Below are 17,690 nucleotides of genomic sequence, written 5' to 3' on the forward strand. Positions count from 1 at the left end.
GACCATGTTGCTCAGCTATCTGCGGTTGGTGTTGTTTGCCATCGGTTTGTTGGTCGGCGTACAGGTGCCGGGGTTTATCAACGACTACGCCAAGCGCGTCGAAGCCCATCTGATCGAGGCCCAGACCGGCTTGCGCGGGTTTGAAACCACCGCGCAGCAGTTCTTCAAGGGTGACTTGCAGGCCCTGGTCGCGCATTACCGCGCCAGTGATGACCCGGTGTTCCAGAGCGACGCCAACAGCCTGGGCGCGATGCTTGACCGCCAGGTGGCGTTGGACAAGCAATTCCAGGCGATGCAAGGGCCGTGGTACATCCGCGTGCTGCAAGTGGCGGTGGCGGCTGACCCGGATATCCGCCAGGAGACCTGGAATGGCTACAGCTACCAGATCCTGCTGACGCCAGAGGCCATGGGCTGGGGGTTGGGCGGGGCGATGCTGTTGTCGTTCGGGCTGGAATGCCTGTTCCGGTTGATCGATTGGGTGGTGTTGGGCGGCAAGCGTTTGCGCCAGAGCCGGCCGATTGAGGAGCGTGACCTGAAAGGCCTCTGAATGATCGTCCCCACGCTCCGCGTGGGAACGCAGCCCAGGACGCTCCGCGTCCAAAAGCGTGACGCGGAACGTCACTGGAGGCGTTCCCACGCAGAGCGTGGGAACGATCAAGCCAGGATCATCCGCTCTGGGCCGACTTCTTCGGCATAGCGGGCCACCACCCTCTGGCACAACCCGACAATCTCCTCCACCAACTCCACTCCCACGCGCCACGACACCACCACTTGCAAGTTCGGCAGTTTCTGCGCCATCGGCAACATCACCAATTCCCCCCGCGCCAGCTCCTCCATCACCAGCACCGGCGGCAGCGCGCCGACCCCGAAGCCATCGCGCAACAAGCGGGTAATCGCCGACACCGAATTCACACAGTTCATCCGTGGCGCGGCCACGCCGTTGGCTTGCATCAGGCGCAGCACGTCCTGGTGCGGGTGGGAGTTTTTCGAGTAGGTGATGATGCGCTCCTGGGCCAGTTCGGCGAGGGACGCGTAGTCGCGGTGGTAGATCGACTGGCTGGCGACGATCCAGGCCATGGGGTGGCTGCACAGTTCCAGGCTGCGCACGGTTTCGAGGCGCAGCAGGTCGGTTTGCAGGATCAGGTCGAGAAAGCCTTTTTGCAGCTGATCGCTGAGGTTCAATGCGGTATCGGCGACCAATTCGATTTCCACCAGCGGGAAATGGTCCATCAGTTCCGCCACCAACGGGCTGAGCCAGGTGTGGATCACCGTGTCCATCGCCCCGATGCGTATGCGCCCGACCTTGCTGCTGGTGGTCTCCAGGGACTGCTTCAAGCCCTGCATGGTCACCATCATCTGCTCGGCGTAATCGAGCACCTTCACGCCTTCCGGGGTCAGGCTCACGCCGCGTGAATCGCGCAGAAACAGCTTCACCCCCAGTTCGCTTTCCAGCACCGCGATGCGGCTGGAGATCGAGGCCTGGGTGGTGAACAACTTCTCGGCGGTCAGGCGAAAGCTCTTGAGCTTGGCCACCCAGACGAAGGTTTCGAGGAACTTCAAATTCATGGGATCAACTTTTTCTTATGCATGGATCGGTTTTTATTAGTTGGACGCCGCACCGGGCCAGCGCCAAAAATCGAGCTATTCCACGATAAGCGTCGTGGGGGTGTCAGGACAAGTTGCGAGTTCTGTGTAAACAATCCCACACTACAAAAAAACAAAACCTACAGGAGCGACCACAGTGAGCCGCCTGCTACTGAATTGCGACATCGGCGAAAGCTTTGGCAACTGGACCATGGGTCTGGACGCCGAGGTCATGCCGTTCATCGATTGCGCCAACGTGGCCTGCGGCTTCCATGCCGGCGACCCGAGCATCATGCGCAAGACCGTCAGCCTGGCGCTCAAGCACGGCGTGCAAGTGGGTGCACACCCCGCTTATCAGGATTTGCAAGGTTTCGGCCGCCGCTCCATGGCCTACACGCCGCAGGAAATCCAGGACCTGTTGCACTACCAGATCGGCGCCCTCGACGGCATCTGCCGGGCCCAGGGCGGGCGGGTGAGCTACGTCAAACCCCACGGCGCGATGTACAACGACATGATGGCCAACCCGACGCAGCTGCGTGCCGTCATCCAGGCCGTGGCGGCGTACGGCGACCTGCCGCTGATGCTGCTGGCGACCCGCGACAACAGCGCCGCGCAGGCCTTGGGCGATGAATATGGTGTCACCCTGTGGTTCGAAGCCTTCGCCGACCGTGCCTACGATAACAACGGCCATCTGGTCTCGCGCCAGTTGCCCGGCGCCGTGCACCACGATGCCGACATCATCGTCGGCCAAGCCCTGACCATTTCCCGTGGCGAACCGCTGATCGCCAGCGACGGCAGCCCGCTGCTGTTGCAGGCCAATACCCTGTGCGTCCACGGTGACAACGCCAGTTCGGTCGCTGCCGTGCAGCGCATCCGCGAGGCATTGAAGAGCGCATGAAGCCACGCATTGAAGTAGTGGCCATCGACTGCCTGATGGTGCGTCTGTTTGATGCCATCGCCGAAGCCAACATGCCGTGGATGCTCGCCGCCACCCAGCGCTTGCGCGATGGCTTTGGCCCGGCGTTGGTGGACCTGGTACCGTCCTACACCACCTTGATGGTGCATTACGACCTCGCCGCGTTGAGCCCGGCCCAGGCGCGGGAATTGATCGAGCAAGCCCTGACCGACCTGCAACCGCAAGCCCAGGGCAGCGGCCAGTGCCATGTGCTGCCGGTGTGGTACGACCTGAGCGTCGGCCCCGAACTGAGCTTGCTCAGCCAGCGCAGCGGTTTGAGTGTCGATGCAGTGATCCGCCAGCACAGCGCCCACGAATACCAGGTATTCGCCCTCGGCTTCGCCCCCGGTTTTGCTTTTATGGGGCTGGTGGATGAAATCCTCGCCACCCCGCGCCTGAGCACTCCGCGCAAACGCGTCGCGGCGGGTAGCGTCGGCATCGCCGAACGGCAAACCGCCGCCTATCCAGTGGTGTCGCCCGGTGGATGGAACCTGATTGGCCGCACCCCGGCCAAGTTGTTCGACCGCGATCGCGACGGCTACAGCCTGATGCAACCCGGTGACACGGTGCGCTTCGAGCCCGTTGACCACGCTGAATTCATTAAATTGGGTGGCGATGACACGCCGTTGGAGGCGCAGGCATGAGCCACTTGATCATCGAGGCCAGCACGCCGCTGTGCCTGTTGCAGGACGCCGGGCGCTTTGGCGTGCGCCACCTGGGCGTGACCCAGGGTGGGGCGCTGGATTGGGTGTCGATGTCCTGGGCCAACTGGCTGCTGGACAACCCGTTGGACGCGCCGGTGGTAGAGATCACCTTGGGCGGATTCACCGTGCAGGCCGAGGACTACAGCTTGCTGGCCTTGGCTGGTGCGGACCTCGGGGCGTACATCGACGAGCGGGCCATCAGCCCCGGCCGCAGTTTTATCCTGCAAAAGGGCCAGCGTTTGCGCTTCACCCAACCGTTCAACGGCGCGCGGGCTTACCTGGCGGCGCCGGGCGGGTTTGATGCGCCGGCTGTGCTGGGCAGTTGCGCCACGGTTGTGCGTGAGGAACTGGGCGGTGTGGACGGTTTTGGCAAGGCGTTGGTCGAAGGCGGGCGCCTGGCCTATTGCGGTGCCGGTGGTGCGATGAAAGTGCTGAACGATCCCAACCTGCCCGCCAAGGCCGCGCTGGACGTGATCGTCGGCGCACAGATCGGCCAGTTCAGCGGGCAAAGCCTGTTCGATGCGTTCAACACCGAATGGTCCCTCGACAGCCGCGCCGACCGCATGGGCATGCGTTTGCTGGGCACACCGTTGCAGTACCAGGGGCCGTCGCTGATTTCCGAAGGGATTCCGTTGGGGGCGATCCAGGTGCCGCCGGATGGGCAGCCAATTGTGTTGCTCAATGATCGGCAGACGATTGGTGGTTACCCGCGCTTGGGCGCGCTGACGCCCTTGGCGCTGGCGCGGCTGGCGCAGTGCTTGCCGGGGGAGAAGGTGCGGTTGGCGCCGGTGGTGCAGCACAGTGCTTATGAGCAGCATGTAAGGTTTTTGGCGCAATACCGCAGCCCGCAACCACTGTAGTTACATCGCCGTGATTTAAACATCGTGCACCTCAATATCGAGTTTCAGACACGCTCTGTCCACAGGCGGCCATGGTGTTCACATTCAGGTAATGAAAATATCGTTTTTCTTTTTTAAGGAATATGCGATGCGTTATTTGATGATGACGGCTCAGGATTACTGCGATAACGATGTGATCGATACCATTCATTTAGAGTTTTTGATGGTGTGAAAGTTAAAGCGCTTGCCGAGGCCTTGGCGATGAACACCCCCGGATCAAGACCACGCAAGCTTGAGGTGGCTAATGGGCGAGGTCATCGCCGATGACATTGACGGCAACGGAGTTGTTAGTAACGTCGATAGTGAGTTGGCGCGTGCATTGGCCAGGCGGTTTCTTAAGTTCAGGTGGAAGAGTTTTGTCGTGATTTTCTAAAGTGCAATTGGAATAACGTCCGAGTAGTAAAGCCTTGTTCGTTCGTCGGTACGCCGGTTTAATACTTTGGGCTTGCGGGTGCTCGTTACGCCGTCTGGGATGCCATTTTAGAAGAATTGCCGCGAAAATTTAGGCTTCGCGCGACGAAACGCTTAACCGTTTCTGTCGCCTGTTGCGAAGTTTGAGCGGTACTTGCCTCAATAAGAACCGTGAGGCCCTTGGTTCGGTACGATGCACAATGTTGAGGGTTACAGTTTCGGAAATTTCATTCAGTGCAAAGAGTCTTTTCGAGGTGGTGCCTTTGGCGTCGTGGTGCAAACCTTCTCCATTTAGGAGGAGGGTTTCATATGCGATATCTGATAGTAACGGCCAAAGACGCCAAAGACGACGATGTACCTGCTGTCCACCTTAGTTTTTATGAGCGCGAGGAAGGGACGCCCCCTCACCTCGTCAAGGAGGCACTGGCCGAGGATCTGCGTGATTCCGGCAAGCTTGATGAGGTGACGACTGATGACGTTATCGAAGATGGCGTAGTGGATGAGGCGGATAAACGCCTGGTAGAGAGCTTCGCGCAGCAGTTTCTTGAGTTCAACTGGTTTAGCCCGGATCCGCCCTTCGACAAATACATGAAAATCTTCGCCGAGGATTTTGACGTCTGCGGTGTGGCTCAAACGGTGCGTCTGCAGTTTTTTAAAGGCACAGACTCCATGGCCTTCAGCGCCGCCTACCAAACCAATGCCGATGGCAAAGGCATGGAGTTGACCATCTTTCCCGACGTCAATGGCGACCAACAGACCAATTATGTGGACGCCCAACTCGTCCATGGGTTTGCGCTCAAGTTCCTTTCATTCCGCTGGTACGGCGCTCACGACCATAAGTTTTGTCAGTTACAGCTTCTGTAACAAGACGAACCTGTGACGTTGAGATCCTGCTAATTCTTTTGAGAACCGCCCAGGTGGTCCACCTCGTAGGCGAAGGTACACTTATATGCGCTACATGAAACTCTCCGCACAAGACTATTGCCCCGATGGCACGCCCGACCTTGTGACGTTGGAATGGCACGACAGTCAGAGGACTCCGTCGCTTATCCGTTGCGTCACTGTATTCGACATGGACAATGACGGTAAATTGGATAGCGCACAGCCGGAAGATATTGATAACGACGGCGTCAGTAATGAGTGGGACCGGTTCAAGTCGATTGCCTTGGCTCGCCAATTTCTTGAATTCAATTGGTTCAGCCGCGATCAGTCGTTCAACAAATACCTGAAGGTATCGGCCTATGACTTGGATAGTAATTGCTCTTCCGAAACCGTACATCTGAAGTTTCATGTCGGTGAGGCGCATGTGGCGTTCAGTGCTAAGTTCTACAGCGTGGCTGACGGGCCACAGGGGGCAGTCAACCCGGACGTCAATGGGGATGGCGAAGTTGACTTCATTGATGCCGATCAGATTCGTATGTTCTGCACTGCCTTCCTGACGCTGGGTTGGTTCAATGCCAGGCCACCCTCCGCCCCAAGGTCTTGATGTGTGAATTAAAGGGGCTTGACGTTGAGTCCAGCTCCTTTAACCGATTACTTATTTGGAAAGAAACTGCATTCCTTCCTCAAGCCCCCGCAACGTCAGCGGGTACATCTGATCCTCCACCAACTCCCGCACAATCCCCGTCGACGCCGTATACCCCCAAGTGTCCTTCGGATACGGATTAATCCAGATCAGCTTCTTGTACTTGGCCATGAAGCGCTGCATCCATACATACCCGGGTTCTTCGTTCCAATGCTCGACACTGCCGCCGGCCTGGGTGATCTCGTACGGCGCCATCGACGCATCGCCGATAAAGATCACTTTGTAGTCCGCGCCGTACTTGTGCAGCAGGTCCTGGGTGGAGGTGCGTTCCGAGGTGCGGCGCTGGTTGTTCTTCCACACCGACTCGTACACAAAGTTATGGAAGTAGAAGTACTCCAGGTGCTTGAACTCGGTCTTGCACGCCGAGAAGAGCTCTTCGCAGATCTTCACGTGGGCATCCATCGAGCCGCCGATGTCGAACAACAGCAGCAACTTGATGGTGTTACGCCGCTCCGGGCGCATCTGGATATTCAGCAAGCCGGCATCGCGGGCGGTGTGGTCGATGGTGCCGTCGATGTCCAGTTCTTCAGCCGCACCCTGGCGCGCGAATTTGCGCAGGCGGCGCAGGGCGATCTTGATGTTGCGCGTGCCCAGTTCCACCTGATCATCGAGGTTCTTGTACTCGCGCTGGTCCCAGACCTTCACCGCCTTGCCCTGGCGCTTGCCCGCGTCGCCGACGCGAATGCCTTCCGGGTTGTAGCCACCGGAACCGAACGGGCTGGTGCCGCCGGTGCCGATCCACTTATTGCCGCCGGCGTGGCGTTCTTTCTGTTCTTCCAGGCGCTTCTTGAACTCTTCGATCAGCTTGTCGAGGCCGCCAAGGGATTGGATCTGCGCGCGCTCTTCATCGCTCAGCGAACGTTCGAACTCCTTGCGCAGCCAGTCTTCGGGGATCAGCGCCTGCAGGTGGTCATCGAGTTTTTCCAGGCCATTGAAATAGGCGCCGAAGGCCCGGTCGAACTTGTCGAAGTGTCGCTCGTCCTTGACCAGGATCGCCCGGGCCAAGTAGTAGAACTCGTCCATGTCGGCGAAGGTCACGCGCATTTTCAGCGCGTTGATCAGGTCGAGCAGCTCGCGCACCGACACCGGCACCTTGGCGGCGCGCATTTCATTGAACAGGTTGAGCAGCATCAGCGGTTACCGCGACGGCTCATGAACGCCAGACGCTCCAGCAACTGTACGTCTTGCTCGTTCTTCACCAAGGCGCCGGCCAGTGGTGGGATGGCCTTGGTAGGGTCGCGTTCGCGCAACACGGCTTCGCCGATATTGTCGGCCATCAGCAGCTTGAGCCAGTCCACCAGTTCGGAGGTGGACGGTTTTTTCTTCAGGCCGGGCACCTTGCGCACGTCGAAGAACACGTCCAACGCTTCGCTGACCAGGTCCTTCTTGATGTCGGGGTAGTGCACATCGACGATCTTTTGCAGGGTGGTGCGGTCGGGGAAGGCGATGTAGTGGAAGAAGCAGCGGCGCAGGAACGCGTCCGGCAGTTCTTTTTCGTTGTTGGAGGTAATGATGATGATCGGGCGTTTCTTCGCCTTGATGGTCTCGTCGATTTCGTAGACGTAGAACTCCATCTTGTCGAGTTCTTGCAGCAGGTCGTTGGGGAACTCGATGTCGGCCTTGTCGATTTCATCGATCAGCAGGATCACTCGCTCCTCAGACTCGAAGGCTTCCCAGAGCTTGCCCTTTTTCAGGTAGTTGCGCACGTCGTGCACCTTGTCCACGCCCAGTTGCGAGTCGCGCAGGCGGCTCACCGCGTCGTACTCATACAGGCCCTGGTGGGCCTTGGTGGTGGACTTGATGTGCCAGGTGATCAGCCTGGCGCCGAAGGATTCGGCCAGTTGCTCGGCGAGCATGGTCTTGCCGGTGCCGGGCTCGCCCTTGACCAGCAGCGGCCGCTCCAGGGTGATGGCGGCGTTGACGGCCAGTTTCAGGTCGTCGGTGGCAACGTAGGCCTGGGTGCCTTCGAACTTCATCGGTGTTTCCTCGCATTCATCAATGCCCGGACTATACCGCGCAGCCCCGGCGACTGTGAACGCAGGCGGGTTATTCAGTCTCTGAATGGCGGGTCACGTCCTTTAATCTGTACTCGTACCCATGTGGGAGCAGGCAAGCCAGCTCCCACACAAACCAGCTTCCACAGTTAGTCCGCGCTCGGCTTGGGTTGCTCGTAGCGGGCATTGAAAGCTTGAATAAAACCATTGCGTAAAATCGCCAAAAACGCACCGAACGCGCTGACATCCTGCTGATGCACACTGCCACTCAGCTCCACCCGGGTGGCGAACTGGTTTTTCTGCTGGTTCTTCAGCACCGTCTCGCTGGCACCCACCACGGCTTCCCAGATCGAACGGAAGATGTTCTTGTCTTTGTTTTCCACGTCCTGCTGCCAATCGAACACTTCCACGTCCCGCAGCAGCGGCTTGATATAGCCGGTGAGTTGGCCTTTTTCCGCCTGGGCTTCGATCACCACGTCGCCGCTGCCGGCCTTGAAATCGAACTTGCCGTAGGCGGAGGCGAAAGCGTTCATGCGTTTGAGCTGCAAATCCTTGGCGCGGAAACGGAACTCGAAGTTTTCGAAATTGCTCAGCGGATCAAAAGTCGCGCTGGCTTCCAGCGGCGCCTGGCCTTGCAGCCGGGCCTTGCCTTCGAAGCGCGCGTCGCGCTTGCCTTTGACGTCAACGATGTTGGTCAGGTTGTAGAAGCTGGCGTTGACCTCGGTGGCGTCGATCTTCACCGGTGGTTTGGAGCTGAAGTTGTGGAAGGCGATCTTGCCGTCTTCGATGCGCACTTCGTCGAGGGTGATCGGTGCCAGTTTGCTCAGTTGCGCGCGCCAGTCGGTGCCTTTACCGGTCTGGGATGCCTGTTTGTTGGCGCCGCCATCGACGAAATTCACCTCAGGCCTGATAAAGCGCACCTTGGCCACCACCGCATGGTCGGCCCACAGCGCTGGCCAGCTGACTGACAAGTCGATCAACGGCGCCTTGAGCAGCGGCACTGGCACCTTGCCATCGACCTTGATGATCTCCAGGCCGTTGATCTTGTAGGCGCCGCGCCACAGGGCGACGTCCACGTCGCTGACCTGGCCACGGTAGTCGCCCATGTCGGCGAGCTTGTCATTCAAATAGTTGCGCACCAGATAGGGTAGCGCGAGGTCCAGGGCGACCAGCAGCACCACCAGCCCGGCAACGGTCCATAGCAGCCAGCTGTAGCGACGTTTCATTGGCATTCTCCATGTCTGTAGGAGATGGACTCTTGTGAGGCGCGCAACGTTCCTCGACTGGACGCGTTGCGACACGAGGCATACCCTTGGGGCCTTCCTGAATACCGCCAACATAGGACCCGCCATGAGCCGCATCTTTGCAGACAACGCGCACTCCATCGGTAACACGCCCCTGGTGCAGATCAACCGTATCGCCCCGCGTGGCGTGACCATCCTGGCCAAGATCGAAGGGCGTAACCCCGGTTACTCGGTGAAGTGCCGCATTGGCGCGAACATGATCTGGGACGCGGAAAGCACCGGCAAACTCAAGCCGGGCATGACCATTGTCGAACCGACGTCGGGCAACACCGGCATTGGCCTGGCGTTTGTCGCCGCCGCCCGTGGCTACAAGCTGCTGCTGACCATGCCGGCGTCCATGAGCATCGAGCGCCGCAAGGTACTCAAGGCTCTCGGCGCCGAACTGGTGCTGACCGAACCGGCCAAGGGCATGAAGGGCGCGATTGAAAAAGCCGCAGAAATCGTCGCCAGCGACCCGGCCCAATACTTTATGCCGGGCCAGTTCGAAAACCCGGCCAACCCGGCGATCCACGAAAAAACCACCGGCCCGGAAATCTGGAACGACACCGATGGCGCCGTGGATGTGCTGGTGGCCGGCGTGGGCACGGGTGGCACCATCACCGGCGTGTCGCGCTACATCAAGAACATCGCGGGCAAGCAGATCCTCTCGGTGGCCGTGGAGCCGATTGTGTCGCCGGTGATCACCCAGGCGCTGGCCGGTGAAGAAATCAAGCCGAGCCCGCACAAGATCCAGGGCATCGGCGCCGGTTTCGTGCCGAAAAACCTCGACCTGTCGATGGTTGACCGTGTTGAACTGGCCAGTGATGACGAATCCAAGGCCATGGCCCTGCGCCTGATGCAGGAAGAGGGGATTCTGTGCGGTATCTCCTGCGGTGCGGCGATGGCCGTGGCCGTGCGCCTGGCGCAGAAGCCGGAGATGCAGGGCAAGACCATCGTGGTGATCCTGCCGGACTCCGGTGAGCGCTACCTGTCGAGCATGCTGTTCAGCGATCTGTTTACCGATCAGGAAAACCAGGCTTGATGATCGTTCCCACGCTCCGCGTGGGAACGCCGCCCCGGACGCTCCGCGTCCCGCGTAGGGAGTGACGCGGAGCGTCACGTGATGCATTCCCACGCGGAGCGTGGGAACGATCAACCTTGGGCCTTCTGCATAATGGCCCAAGTGTTTATGATGCCCGGCGCATTTTTCCAGGAGTTGCTGCATGACCTTTTCTTTGGCCGCCAAACTGTCGGTGTTGCTGTTGTTTATCGGCAGCACGCTGTACGTGCACCTGCGTGGCAAGGCCCGTTTGCCGCTGTTGCGCCAGTTCGTCAACCATTCGGCGCTGTTCGCCCCGTATAACGCCTTGATGTACTTGTTCTCGGCCGTGCCGTCCAAACCGTACCTGGACCGCAGCAAGTTCCCGGAACTGGATGTGCTCAAGGACAACTGGGAAGTGATCCGCGAAGAGGCCATGCACCTGTTCGACGAGGGTTACATCCGTGCCGCCGAAAAGAACAACGACGCCGGTTTCGGTTCGTTCTTCAAGAAGGGCTGGAAGCGTTTCTACCTCAAGTGGTACGACAAACCGCTGCCCTCGGCCGAGGCGCTGTGCCCGAAAACCGTGGCGCTGGTGAGCAGCATTCCCAACGTCAAGGGGGCGATGTTCGCGCTGTTGCCAGGCGGCAGCCACCTCAACCCGCACCGTGATCCGTTTGCAGGTTCCTTGCGTTATCACCTGGGCTTGTCCACGCCGAACTCCGACGCCTGCCGCATCTTTGTCGACGGCCAGGAGTACGCCTGGCGTGATGGCGACGACGTGATGTTCGACGAAACCTACGTGCACTGGGTGAAGAACGAGACCGAGCAGACCCGCGTGATCCTGTTCTGCGACATCGAACGGCCGTTGAGCAATGGCTTCATGACCCGCGTCAACCGTTGGGTCAGCAAGCAACTGGGCCGCGCCACGGCGCCGCAGAACCTGGATGACGAGCGCGTCGGCGGGATCAACCAGGCGTATGCCTGGAGCAAGACCTTCAGTGACAAGTTCAGTGGTGTGGTGAAGCAGTGGAAGCGCAAGCATCCGAAGGCTTACCGAATTGCGCGGCCGGTGTTGGCCGTCATTGTGTTGGTACTGCTCTGGAAGTGGCTGTTCGGCTGATTTGAAATACGGTCAAAACTGTGGGAGCTGGCTTGTCGGGTCGCCGCATCGCTGCGATGGCGGCAGGCCAGTCAACATTTGATTAGCTGACCCACCGCTATCGCAGGCAAGCCAGCTCCCACATTTGATTTGCAGCGTTGCTTAGGACGCGATCAGTTGGCGCAGCACGTAGTGCAAGATCCCCCCCGCCTTGAAGTATTCCACCTCGTTAAGCGTATCAATCCGGCACAACACCTCGACCTTCTCGCTGCTGCCATCCTCCCGCGTAATCACCAGCGTCAGGTTCATCCGCGGCACGATCTCCGCGTCCGTCAGCCCGAGAATATCGAACTTCTCCTTGCCGCTGAGCTTAAGCGTCTTGCGGTTCTGATCCAGCTTGAACTGCAACGGCAGCACGCCCATACCCACCAGGTTGGAACGGTGGATGCGCTCGAAACTCTCGGCGATGACCGCCTTCACTCCCAGCAGATTGGTACCCTTGGCCGCCCAGTCGCGGCTTGAGCCGGTGCCGTATTCCTGGCCCGCAATCACCACCAACGGGGTACCCGACGCCTGGTACTGCATCGCAGCATCGTAGATCGCCATTTTCTCGCCGGTGGGGATATACAGCGTGTTACCGCCTTCCTCACCGCCGAGCATTTCGTTGCGGATGCGGATGTTGGCAAAGGTGCCGCGCATCATCACTTCATGGTTGCCCCGGCGTGAGCCGTAGGAGTTGAAGTCACGCGGCTCCACGCCTTGCTCGCGCAGGTAACGCCCGGCCGGGCTGTCGGCCTTGATGTTGCCGGCGGGGGAGATGTGGTCGGTGGTCACCGAGTCGCCGAGCAGGGCCAGCACGTTGGCGCCCTTGACGTCTTCGATCACCGGCAATGGCCCGGAAATATCATCGAAGAAAGGTGGATGCTGAATGTAGGTGGAGTCCTTTTGCCACACGTAGGTTGCGGCCTGTGGCACTTCAATTGCTTGCCACTGCGCATCACCGGCAAACACCTCGGCGTATTCCTTGTGGAACATACCGGTGCTGACCTGAGCCACCGCGTCGGCGATTTCCTGGCTGCTCGGCCAGATGTCCTTGAGGTACACCGGCTTGCCGTCCTTGTCGTTGCCCAGTGGCTCGCTGCTAATGTCGATACGCACCGTGCCGGCCAACGCATAGGCGACCACCAGTGGCGGCGAGGCCAGCCAGTTGGTTTTCACCAGTGGGTGCACGCGGCCTTCGAAGTTGCGGTTGCCGGATAGCACCGAGGCCACAGCCAGGTCGGCCTTCTGGATGGCTTTTTCAATCGGCTCGGGCAGCGGGCCGGAGTTGCCGATGCAGGTGGTGCAGCCGTAGCCGACCAGGTCAAAGCCGAGCTTGTCGAGGTATTGGGTCAGGCCCGCCGCCTTGTAGTAGTCGGTGACGACTTTGGAGCCCGGCGCCAGGGAAGTCTTGACCCAAGGTTTGCGTGTGAGGCCCTTTTCCACGGCCTTTTTCGCCACCAGCCCGGCCGCCATCATCACGCTGGGGTTGGAGGTGTTGGTGCAGGATGTGATTGCGGCGATGACCACGGCGCCGTTTTTCAGGCGATAGGTCTGACCTTCGTAGTCGTAATCGGCTTCACCCACCAAATCGGCATTACCGACAGCAACACCGCCGCCGCCTTCGCTTTCGAGGCGCCCGACCTCTTTGTTGGCCGGTTTGAATTGCAGGTCGAGGAAGTCGCTGAACGCTTGGCCGACATTCGGCAGCGAGACACGGTCTTGCGGGCGTTTCGGCCCGGCCAGGCTGGCTTCGACGCTGCCCATGTCCAAGGCCAGGCTGTCGGTGAACACCGGTTCCTGGCCGGCGTTGCGCCACAGGCCCTGGGCCTTGGTGTAGGCCTCCACCAGTTTGACGGTGGCTGACGGACGACCCGACAGGCGCAGGTAGTCCAGCGTCACCTCATCCACTGGGAAGAAACCGCACGTGGCGCCGTATTCCGGGGCCATGTTGGCGATAGTGGCGCGGTCGGCCAACGGCAGGTCCGCCAGGCCGTCGCCGTAGAACTCGACGAATTTGCCCACCACACCTTTCTTGCGCAGCATCTGCGTCACGGTCAACACCAGGTCGGTGGCGGTGATGCCTTCCTTCAGTTTGCCGGTGAGCTTGAAGCCAATGACCTCCGGGATCAGCATCGACACTGGCTGACCGAGCATCGCCGCTTCCGCTTCGATGCCGCCCACGCCCCAACCGAGGACGCCGAGGCCGTTGATCATGGTGGTGTGGGAATCGGTACCGACCAGGGTGTCGGGGAAGGCGTAGGTGCGGCCGTCCTCGTCCTTGGTCCACACGGTGCGGCCGAGGTATTCGAGGTTGACCTGATGGCAGATGCCGGTGCCCGGCGGCACCACGCTGAAGTTGTCGAAGGCGCTCTGGCCCCAGCGCAGGAAGGCGTAGCGTTCACCGTTGCGCTGCATTTCGATATCGACGTTCTGTTCGAACGCGTCGGCGTTGCCGAACTTGTCGACCATCACCGAGTGGTCGATCACCAGGTCCACCGGCGACAGCGGGTTGATGCGCTGCGGGTCGCCACCGGCCTTGGCCACGGCGGCGCGCATGGCGGCCAGGTCGACCACGGCGGGCACGCCGGTAAAGTCTTGCATCAATACCCGGGCGGGGCGGTATTGGATCTCGCGATCGGACTGGCGCTCCTTGAGCCAGGCGGCGATGGCCTTGAGGTCGGCGCCGGTGACGGTCTTGTCGTCCTCCCAGCGCAGCAGGTTTTCCAGCAGCACCTTGAGCGACATCGGCAGCTTATCCAGATCGCCCAGGCGCTTGGCTGCTTCGGGCAGGCTGAAGTAGTGGTAGGTCTTGTCGTCTATTTCCAGGGTTTTAAGGGTTTTCAGGCTATCAAGCGATGACATGACGCGACTCCTTATGATCCGCACGGCTACGGACCTGACGGGACGGACAGAGCTATCAAGTTAGCCCTGTTTTCATTAGCAGGCTAATAACTGGACTCTATGGTTAAGTCCAAGGTTCCGAACTCAGTTATCATGCGCGCGTTTTCATGACAGGCCTTGCGCTACAGCAAGCCAGTTGCCAGGAGAGTTGATGAACACCCTTTTTATGCACTGCCGCCCGGGTTTTGAAGGCGAAGTCTGTTCCGAGATCGCGGAACACGCCGCGCGCCTGAACGTTTCCGGCTACGCCAAGGCCAAGACCGGCAGCGCCTGCGCCGAATTTGTCTGCACCGAAGAAGACGGCGCCCAGCGCCTGATGCACGGCCAGCGTTTTGCCGAGCTGATCTTCCCGCGGCAGTGGGCGCGCGGGGTTTTCATCGACCTGCCGGAAACCGACCGCATCAGCGTGATCCTCGCCCACCTGCGCGAATTCCCGGTGTGCGGCAGCCTCTGGCTGGAGATGGTCGATACCAATGACGGCAAAGAGCTGTCTAACTTTTGCAAGAAATTCGAAGTGCACCTGCGCAAGGCGTTGCTCAACGCCGGCAAGCTGGTGGACGACCCCAGCAAGCCGCGCCTGCTGCTGACCTTCAAGAGCGGCCGCGAAGTGTTCATGGGCCTGGCCGAGTCGAACAACTCGGCGATGTGGCCGATGGGCATCCCGCGCCTCAAATTCCCGCGTGACGCGCCAAGCCGTTCGACCCTCAAGCTGGAAGAAGCCTGGCACCATTTCATCCCCCGCGACCAGTGGGACGAGCGCCTGCATGGCGACATGACCGGCGTCGATCTCGGCGCCGCGCCGGGCGGTTGGACCTGGCAACTGGTCAACCGTGGCATGCTGGTGACCGCCATCGACAACGGCCCCATGGCCGAAAGCCTGATGGACACCGGCCTGGTGCAACACTTGATGGCCGACGGCTTCACCTTCGTGCCCAAGCAGCCGGTGGACTGGATGGTGTGTGACATCGTCGAGAAACCTGCGCGCAACGCGGCGTTGCTGGAAACCTGGATCGGCGAGGGGCATTGCCGTGAAGCGGTGGTGAACCTGAAGCTGCCGATGAAGCAGCGTTATGCTGAAGTGAAGCGTTTGCTGGAACGCATTGAAGAGGGCTTCAAGGCGCGCGGCATTCGGGTGGAGATTGGCTGTAAGCAGCTTTACCACGACCGCGAGGAAGTGACCTGCCACCTGCGTCGCCTGGAAACCGCCAAGAAGCCCAAGAACCGCTGAATACTTGAAGTGACCACAAAACCCCTGTGGGAGCGGGCTTGCTCGCGAAAGCGGTGGTTCAGTCAAATCATCAGTGACTGGAAAACCGCATTCGCGAGCAACCCCGCTCCCACACAAGCCCGCTCCCACACAAGAGCGGGCCGTTTTCAGGAGTGAGATATGAGCCAATCCCAGGATCTGCCGGTCGACGGCATCCTCGACGCCACCGGCCTCAACTGCCCCGAGCCGGTGATGATGCTGCACCAGCACATCCGCGACCTGCCGCCCGGCGGTTTGCTCAAGGTGATCGCGACCGATCCGTCGACCCGTCGCGATATCCCCAAGTTTTGCGTGTTCCTTGACCACGAGCTGGTGGATCAGCAGGAACAGGCCGGTACGTACCTGTACTGGATCCGCAAGAAGTCCGCTTAACCCACGGCTTTTGCTGCGCGAATGCGTCGGCGTGCACTGCGCGCCAGGCGTACCAGCAACATCCCTGCCGCACAGCTCAGGCCGACGATCAGGCCCTGCCACAAACCGCTCGGGCCGCTTGGCGCGCCGAGCCAGTCGGTGAGCCCCAGCGCGTAGCCAACCGGCAGCCCGACGCCCCAGTAGGCAAACAGCGTCAACACCATGGTCACCCGGGTGTCCTGGTAGCCGCGCAGTGCCCCGGCCGCCGTGACCTGGATCGAGTCGGAAAACTGGAACAGCGCGGAAAATACGATCAGCGTCGATGCCAGGTGAATCACGATCGGGTCCGGGGTATAGATCGCCGCAATCTGCTCGCGAAACACCAGCATCAGGCTGCACGACAGGCAGGCGTAGGCCACCGCAGTGCCCATGCCGACGCCGGCGGCAAAGCGTGCCTCACGCGGCTCGCCGCGGCCCAGGGCCTGGCCGACGCGCACGGTGACAGCCATGCTCAAAGAGTAGGGGATCATGAACACCAGCGAGCTGACGTTCAGGGCGATTTGATGGCCGGACACCACGGTGGCCCCGAGGCTGCCCAATAGCAGCGCAATCACTGCAAAAATGCTTGATTCGGCAAAGATCGCGATGCCAATCGGCAGGCCGATACCCAGTACACGCTTGATCACCGCCCATTGCGGCCAGTCGAAGCGCTTGAACAGTTCGCTGCTCTGGTAGGCCGGCCCGAAGCGTGTCCATACGGCCAGGCCAATCGCCATCGCCCACATCGAAATGGCCGTGGCCCAGCCGCAGCCTACGCCGCCCATGGCCGGCAGGCCGAGGTGACCGTAGATGAAGATGTAGTTCATCGGAATATTCAGCGCCAGGCCGAACAGCCCCATGACCATGCTCGGCCGCGTGCGGCCCAGGCCATCGCTGAAACAGCGCAGCACGTAGTACAGCGCGATGGCCGGCATGCCAGCGGCGATACCGTGCAGGTAGCCCATGGACGGTTCGATCAGGTCCGCTTCGACTTTCATGGCGTGCAGGATCGGTTCGGCGCACAACAGCAACAGCGCCCCCATGATCCCGACTACGACTGCCAGCCACAGCGACTGACGTACCAACGGTCCGATCTCGCTGAAGTGGCCGGCGCCGAAACGCTGGGCGACTTTGGGCGTCGTGGCCAGCAGGGTGCCGGACATCAGCAAGTACACCGGAATCCAGATCGAATTGCCCAGGCCCACCGCCGCCAAATCCTGCGGGCTGACACGCCCGGCCATCACCGCATCGACAAAGCTCATTGCAGTGGTGGCCAACTGGCCGATCATGATCGGCAGGGCGAGCGTCAGCAGGTCGCGCACTTCCCGGCTGATGCGGGCGGGGCGGGTGAGGGCGGCGGTGGCAGTGTTCACGTACGGGTGTCCAGGAATAAAGGGAGGCGCAGGGACGGCGGATTCTACGCCTTGACGTGATGGTCAGGAAAAATCCTGTGTTGCGGATTTGTAAGCGCCCTCCCAATCACCGCAAGTTCACTGTGGCAACTGACAAACCCTCAATCCCCTGTGGGAGCTGG

16 protein-coding genes are annotated in these 17,690 nt (G+C 60.4%); 10 read left to right on the top strand and 6 right to left on the bottom strand.

The annotated features are described in order from the left end of the window. The first annotated feature begins 4 nt into the window (after nt 1–4). The gene (locus ACZRMO_RS04180; RefSeq protein WP_463971993.1) at nt 5–547 is read left to right on the top strand and encodes a DUF2937 family protein; all 543 of its coding nucleotides are present in this window, start codon (nt 5–7) and stop codon (nt 545–547) included. Between the two features lie 107 nt (nt 548–654). Here the strand turns inward: ACZRMO_RS04180 and ACZRMO_RS04185 are convergent, their stop codons facing one another. Continuing rightward, complete coding sequence (locus tag ACZRMO_RS04185) at nt 655–1,566, bottom strand: LysR family transcriptional regulator (RefSeq protein ID WP_463971994.1); 912 nt, start codon at nt 1,564–1,566, stop codon at nt 655–657. A gap of 175 nt (nt 1,567–1,741) precedes the next feature. Between ACZRMO_RS04185 and ACZRMO_RS04190 the strand changes: the two genes are divergently transcribed. From ACZRMO_RS04190 to ACZRMO_RS04210, 5 genes are all read left to right on the top strand, one after another. After that, complete coding sequence (locus tag ACZRMO_RS04190; protein ID WP_463971995.1) at nt 1,742–2,482, top strand: 5-oxoprolinase subunit PxpA; 741 nt, start codon at nt 1,742–1,744, stop codon at nt 2,480–2,482. Then, entirely contained in the window at nt 2,479–3,183 is a 705-nt protein-coding gene (pxpB, locus tag ACZRMO_RS04195) for a 5-oxoprolinase subunit PxpB (protein WP_463971996.1), read from the top strand. The genes ACZRMO_RS04190 and pxpB overlap by 4 nt, the downstream gene beginning before the upstream one ends. Continuing rightward, the gene (locus ACZRMO_RS04200; protein WP_463971997.1) at nt 3,180–4,103 is read left to right on the top strand and encodes a 5-oxoprolinase subunit C family protein; all 924 of its coding nucleotides are present in this window, start codon (nt 3,180–3,182) and stop codon (nt 4,101–4,103) included. The genes pxpB and ACZRMO_RS04200 overlap by 4 nt, the downstream gene beginning before the upstream one ends. Nucleotides 4,104–4,862: 759 nt before the next feature. Then, nucleotides 4,863–5,417 carry a hypothetical protein gene (locus tag ACZRMO_RS04205; RefSeq protein ID WP_463971998.1) on the top strand — a complete coding sequence of 185 codons (555 nt, stop codon included), beginning with the start codon at nt 4,863–4,865 and terminating at the stop codon, nt 5,415–5,417. 85 nt (nt 5,418–5,502) lie between these two features. After that, complete coding sequence (locus tag ACZRMO_RS04210; RefSeq protein ID WP_463971999.1) at nt 5,503–6,039, top strand: hypothetical protein; 537 nt, start codon at nt 5,503–5,505, stop codon at nt 6,037–6,039. 51 nt (nt 6,040–6,090) lie between these two features. Here ACZRMO_RS04210 and ACZRMO_RS04215 read toward each other — a convergent pair whose 3' ends face one another. From ACZRMO_RS04215 to ACZRMO_RS04225, 3 genes are all read right to left on the bottom strand, one after another. Next, nucleotides 6,091–7,269, bottom strand: a complete 1,179-nt coding sequence (locus ACZRMO_RS04215; protein ID WP_463972000.1) for a vWA domain-containing protein — start codon at nt 7,267–7,269, stop codon at nt 6,091–6,093. After that, nucleotides 7,269–8,114, bottom strand: coding sequence for an AAA family ATPase (locus ACZRMO_RS04220; RefSeq protein WP_003189627.1), 846 nt, complete (start codon nt 8,112–8,114; stop codon nt 7,269–7,271). Before ACZRMO_RS04220 ends, ACZRMO_RS04215 begins: the two co-directional genes overlap by 1 nt. A gap of 167 nt (nt 8,115–8,281) precedes the next feature. Beyond that, nucleotides 8,282–9,358 carry a DUF748 domain-containing protein gene (locus tag ACZRMO_RS04225; RefSeq protein WP_463972001.1) on the bottom strand — a complete coding sequence of 359 codons (1,077 nt, stop codon included), beginning with the start codon at nt 9,356–9,358 and terminating at the stop codon, nt 8,282–8,284. Nucleotides 9,359–9,482: 124 nt separating this feature from the next. Between ACZRMO_RS04225 and cysK the strand changes: the two genes are divergently transcribed. Beyond that, nucleotides 9,483–10,457 (top strand): cysteine synthase A, encoded by a 975-nt coding sequence (gene cysK / locus ACZRMO_RS04230; protein ID WP_463972002.1) that lies wholly within the window; start codon nt 9,483–9,485, stop codon nt 10,455–10,457. Nucleotides 10,458–10,638: 181 nt separating this feature from the next. Beyond that, the gene (locus ACZRMO_RS04235) at nt 10,639–11,577 is read left to right on the top strand and encodes an aspartyl/asparaginyl beta-hydroxylase domain-containing protein (protein ID WP_463972003.1); all 939 of its coding nucleotides are present in this window, start codon (nt 10,639–10,641) and stop codon (nt 11,575–11,577) included. A 141-nt stretch (nt 11,578–11,718) separates the two neighbouring features. Here the strand turns inward: ACZRMO_RS04235 and acnA are convergent, their stop codons facing one another. Next, nucleotides 11,719–14,460 (bottom strand): aconitate hydratase AcnA, encoded by a 2,742-nt coding sequence (acnA, locus tag ACZRMO_RS04240; protein ID WP_463972004.1) that lies wholly within the window; start codon nt 14,458–14,460, stop codon nt 11,719–11,721. 190 nt (nt 14,461–14,650) lie between these two features. Here acnA and rlmM point away from each other — a divergent pair, with 190 nt between their 5' ends. Beyond that, a complete protein-coding gene (rlmM, locus tag ACZRMO_RS04245) occupies nt 14,651–15,727 on the top strand; it encodes a 23S rRNA (cytidine(2498)-2'-O)-methyltransferase RlmM (RefSeq protein WP_124528025.1) in 1,077 nt (358 codons plus the stop codon). Nucleotides 15,728–15,886: 159 nt separating this feature from the next. After that, nucleotides 15,887–16,138 carry a sulfurtransferase TusA gene (gene tusA, locus ACZRMO_RS04250; protein WP_017737323.1) on the top strand — a complete coding sequence of 84 codons (252 nt, stop codon included), beginning with the start codon at nt 15,887–15,889 and terminating at the stop codon, nt 16,136–16,138. On the opposite strand, the gene ACZRMO_RS04255 is transcribed toward tusA, so the two are convergent. Further along, nucleotides 16,135–17,529, bottom strand: coding sequence for an MATE family efflux transporter (locus tag ACZRMO_RS04255; protein ID WP_463972005.1), 1,395 nt, complete (start codon nt 17,527–17,529; stop codon nt 16,135–16,137). The two genes, tusA and ACZRMO_RS04255, sit on opposite strands and share 4 nt — an antisense overlap. Nucleotides 17,530–17,690: the final 161 nt, after the last annotated feature.

The sequence above is a fragment of the Pseudomonas sp. B611 genome (assembly GCF_055407965.1).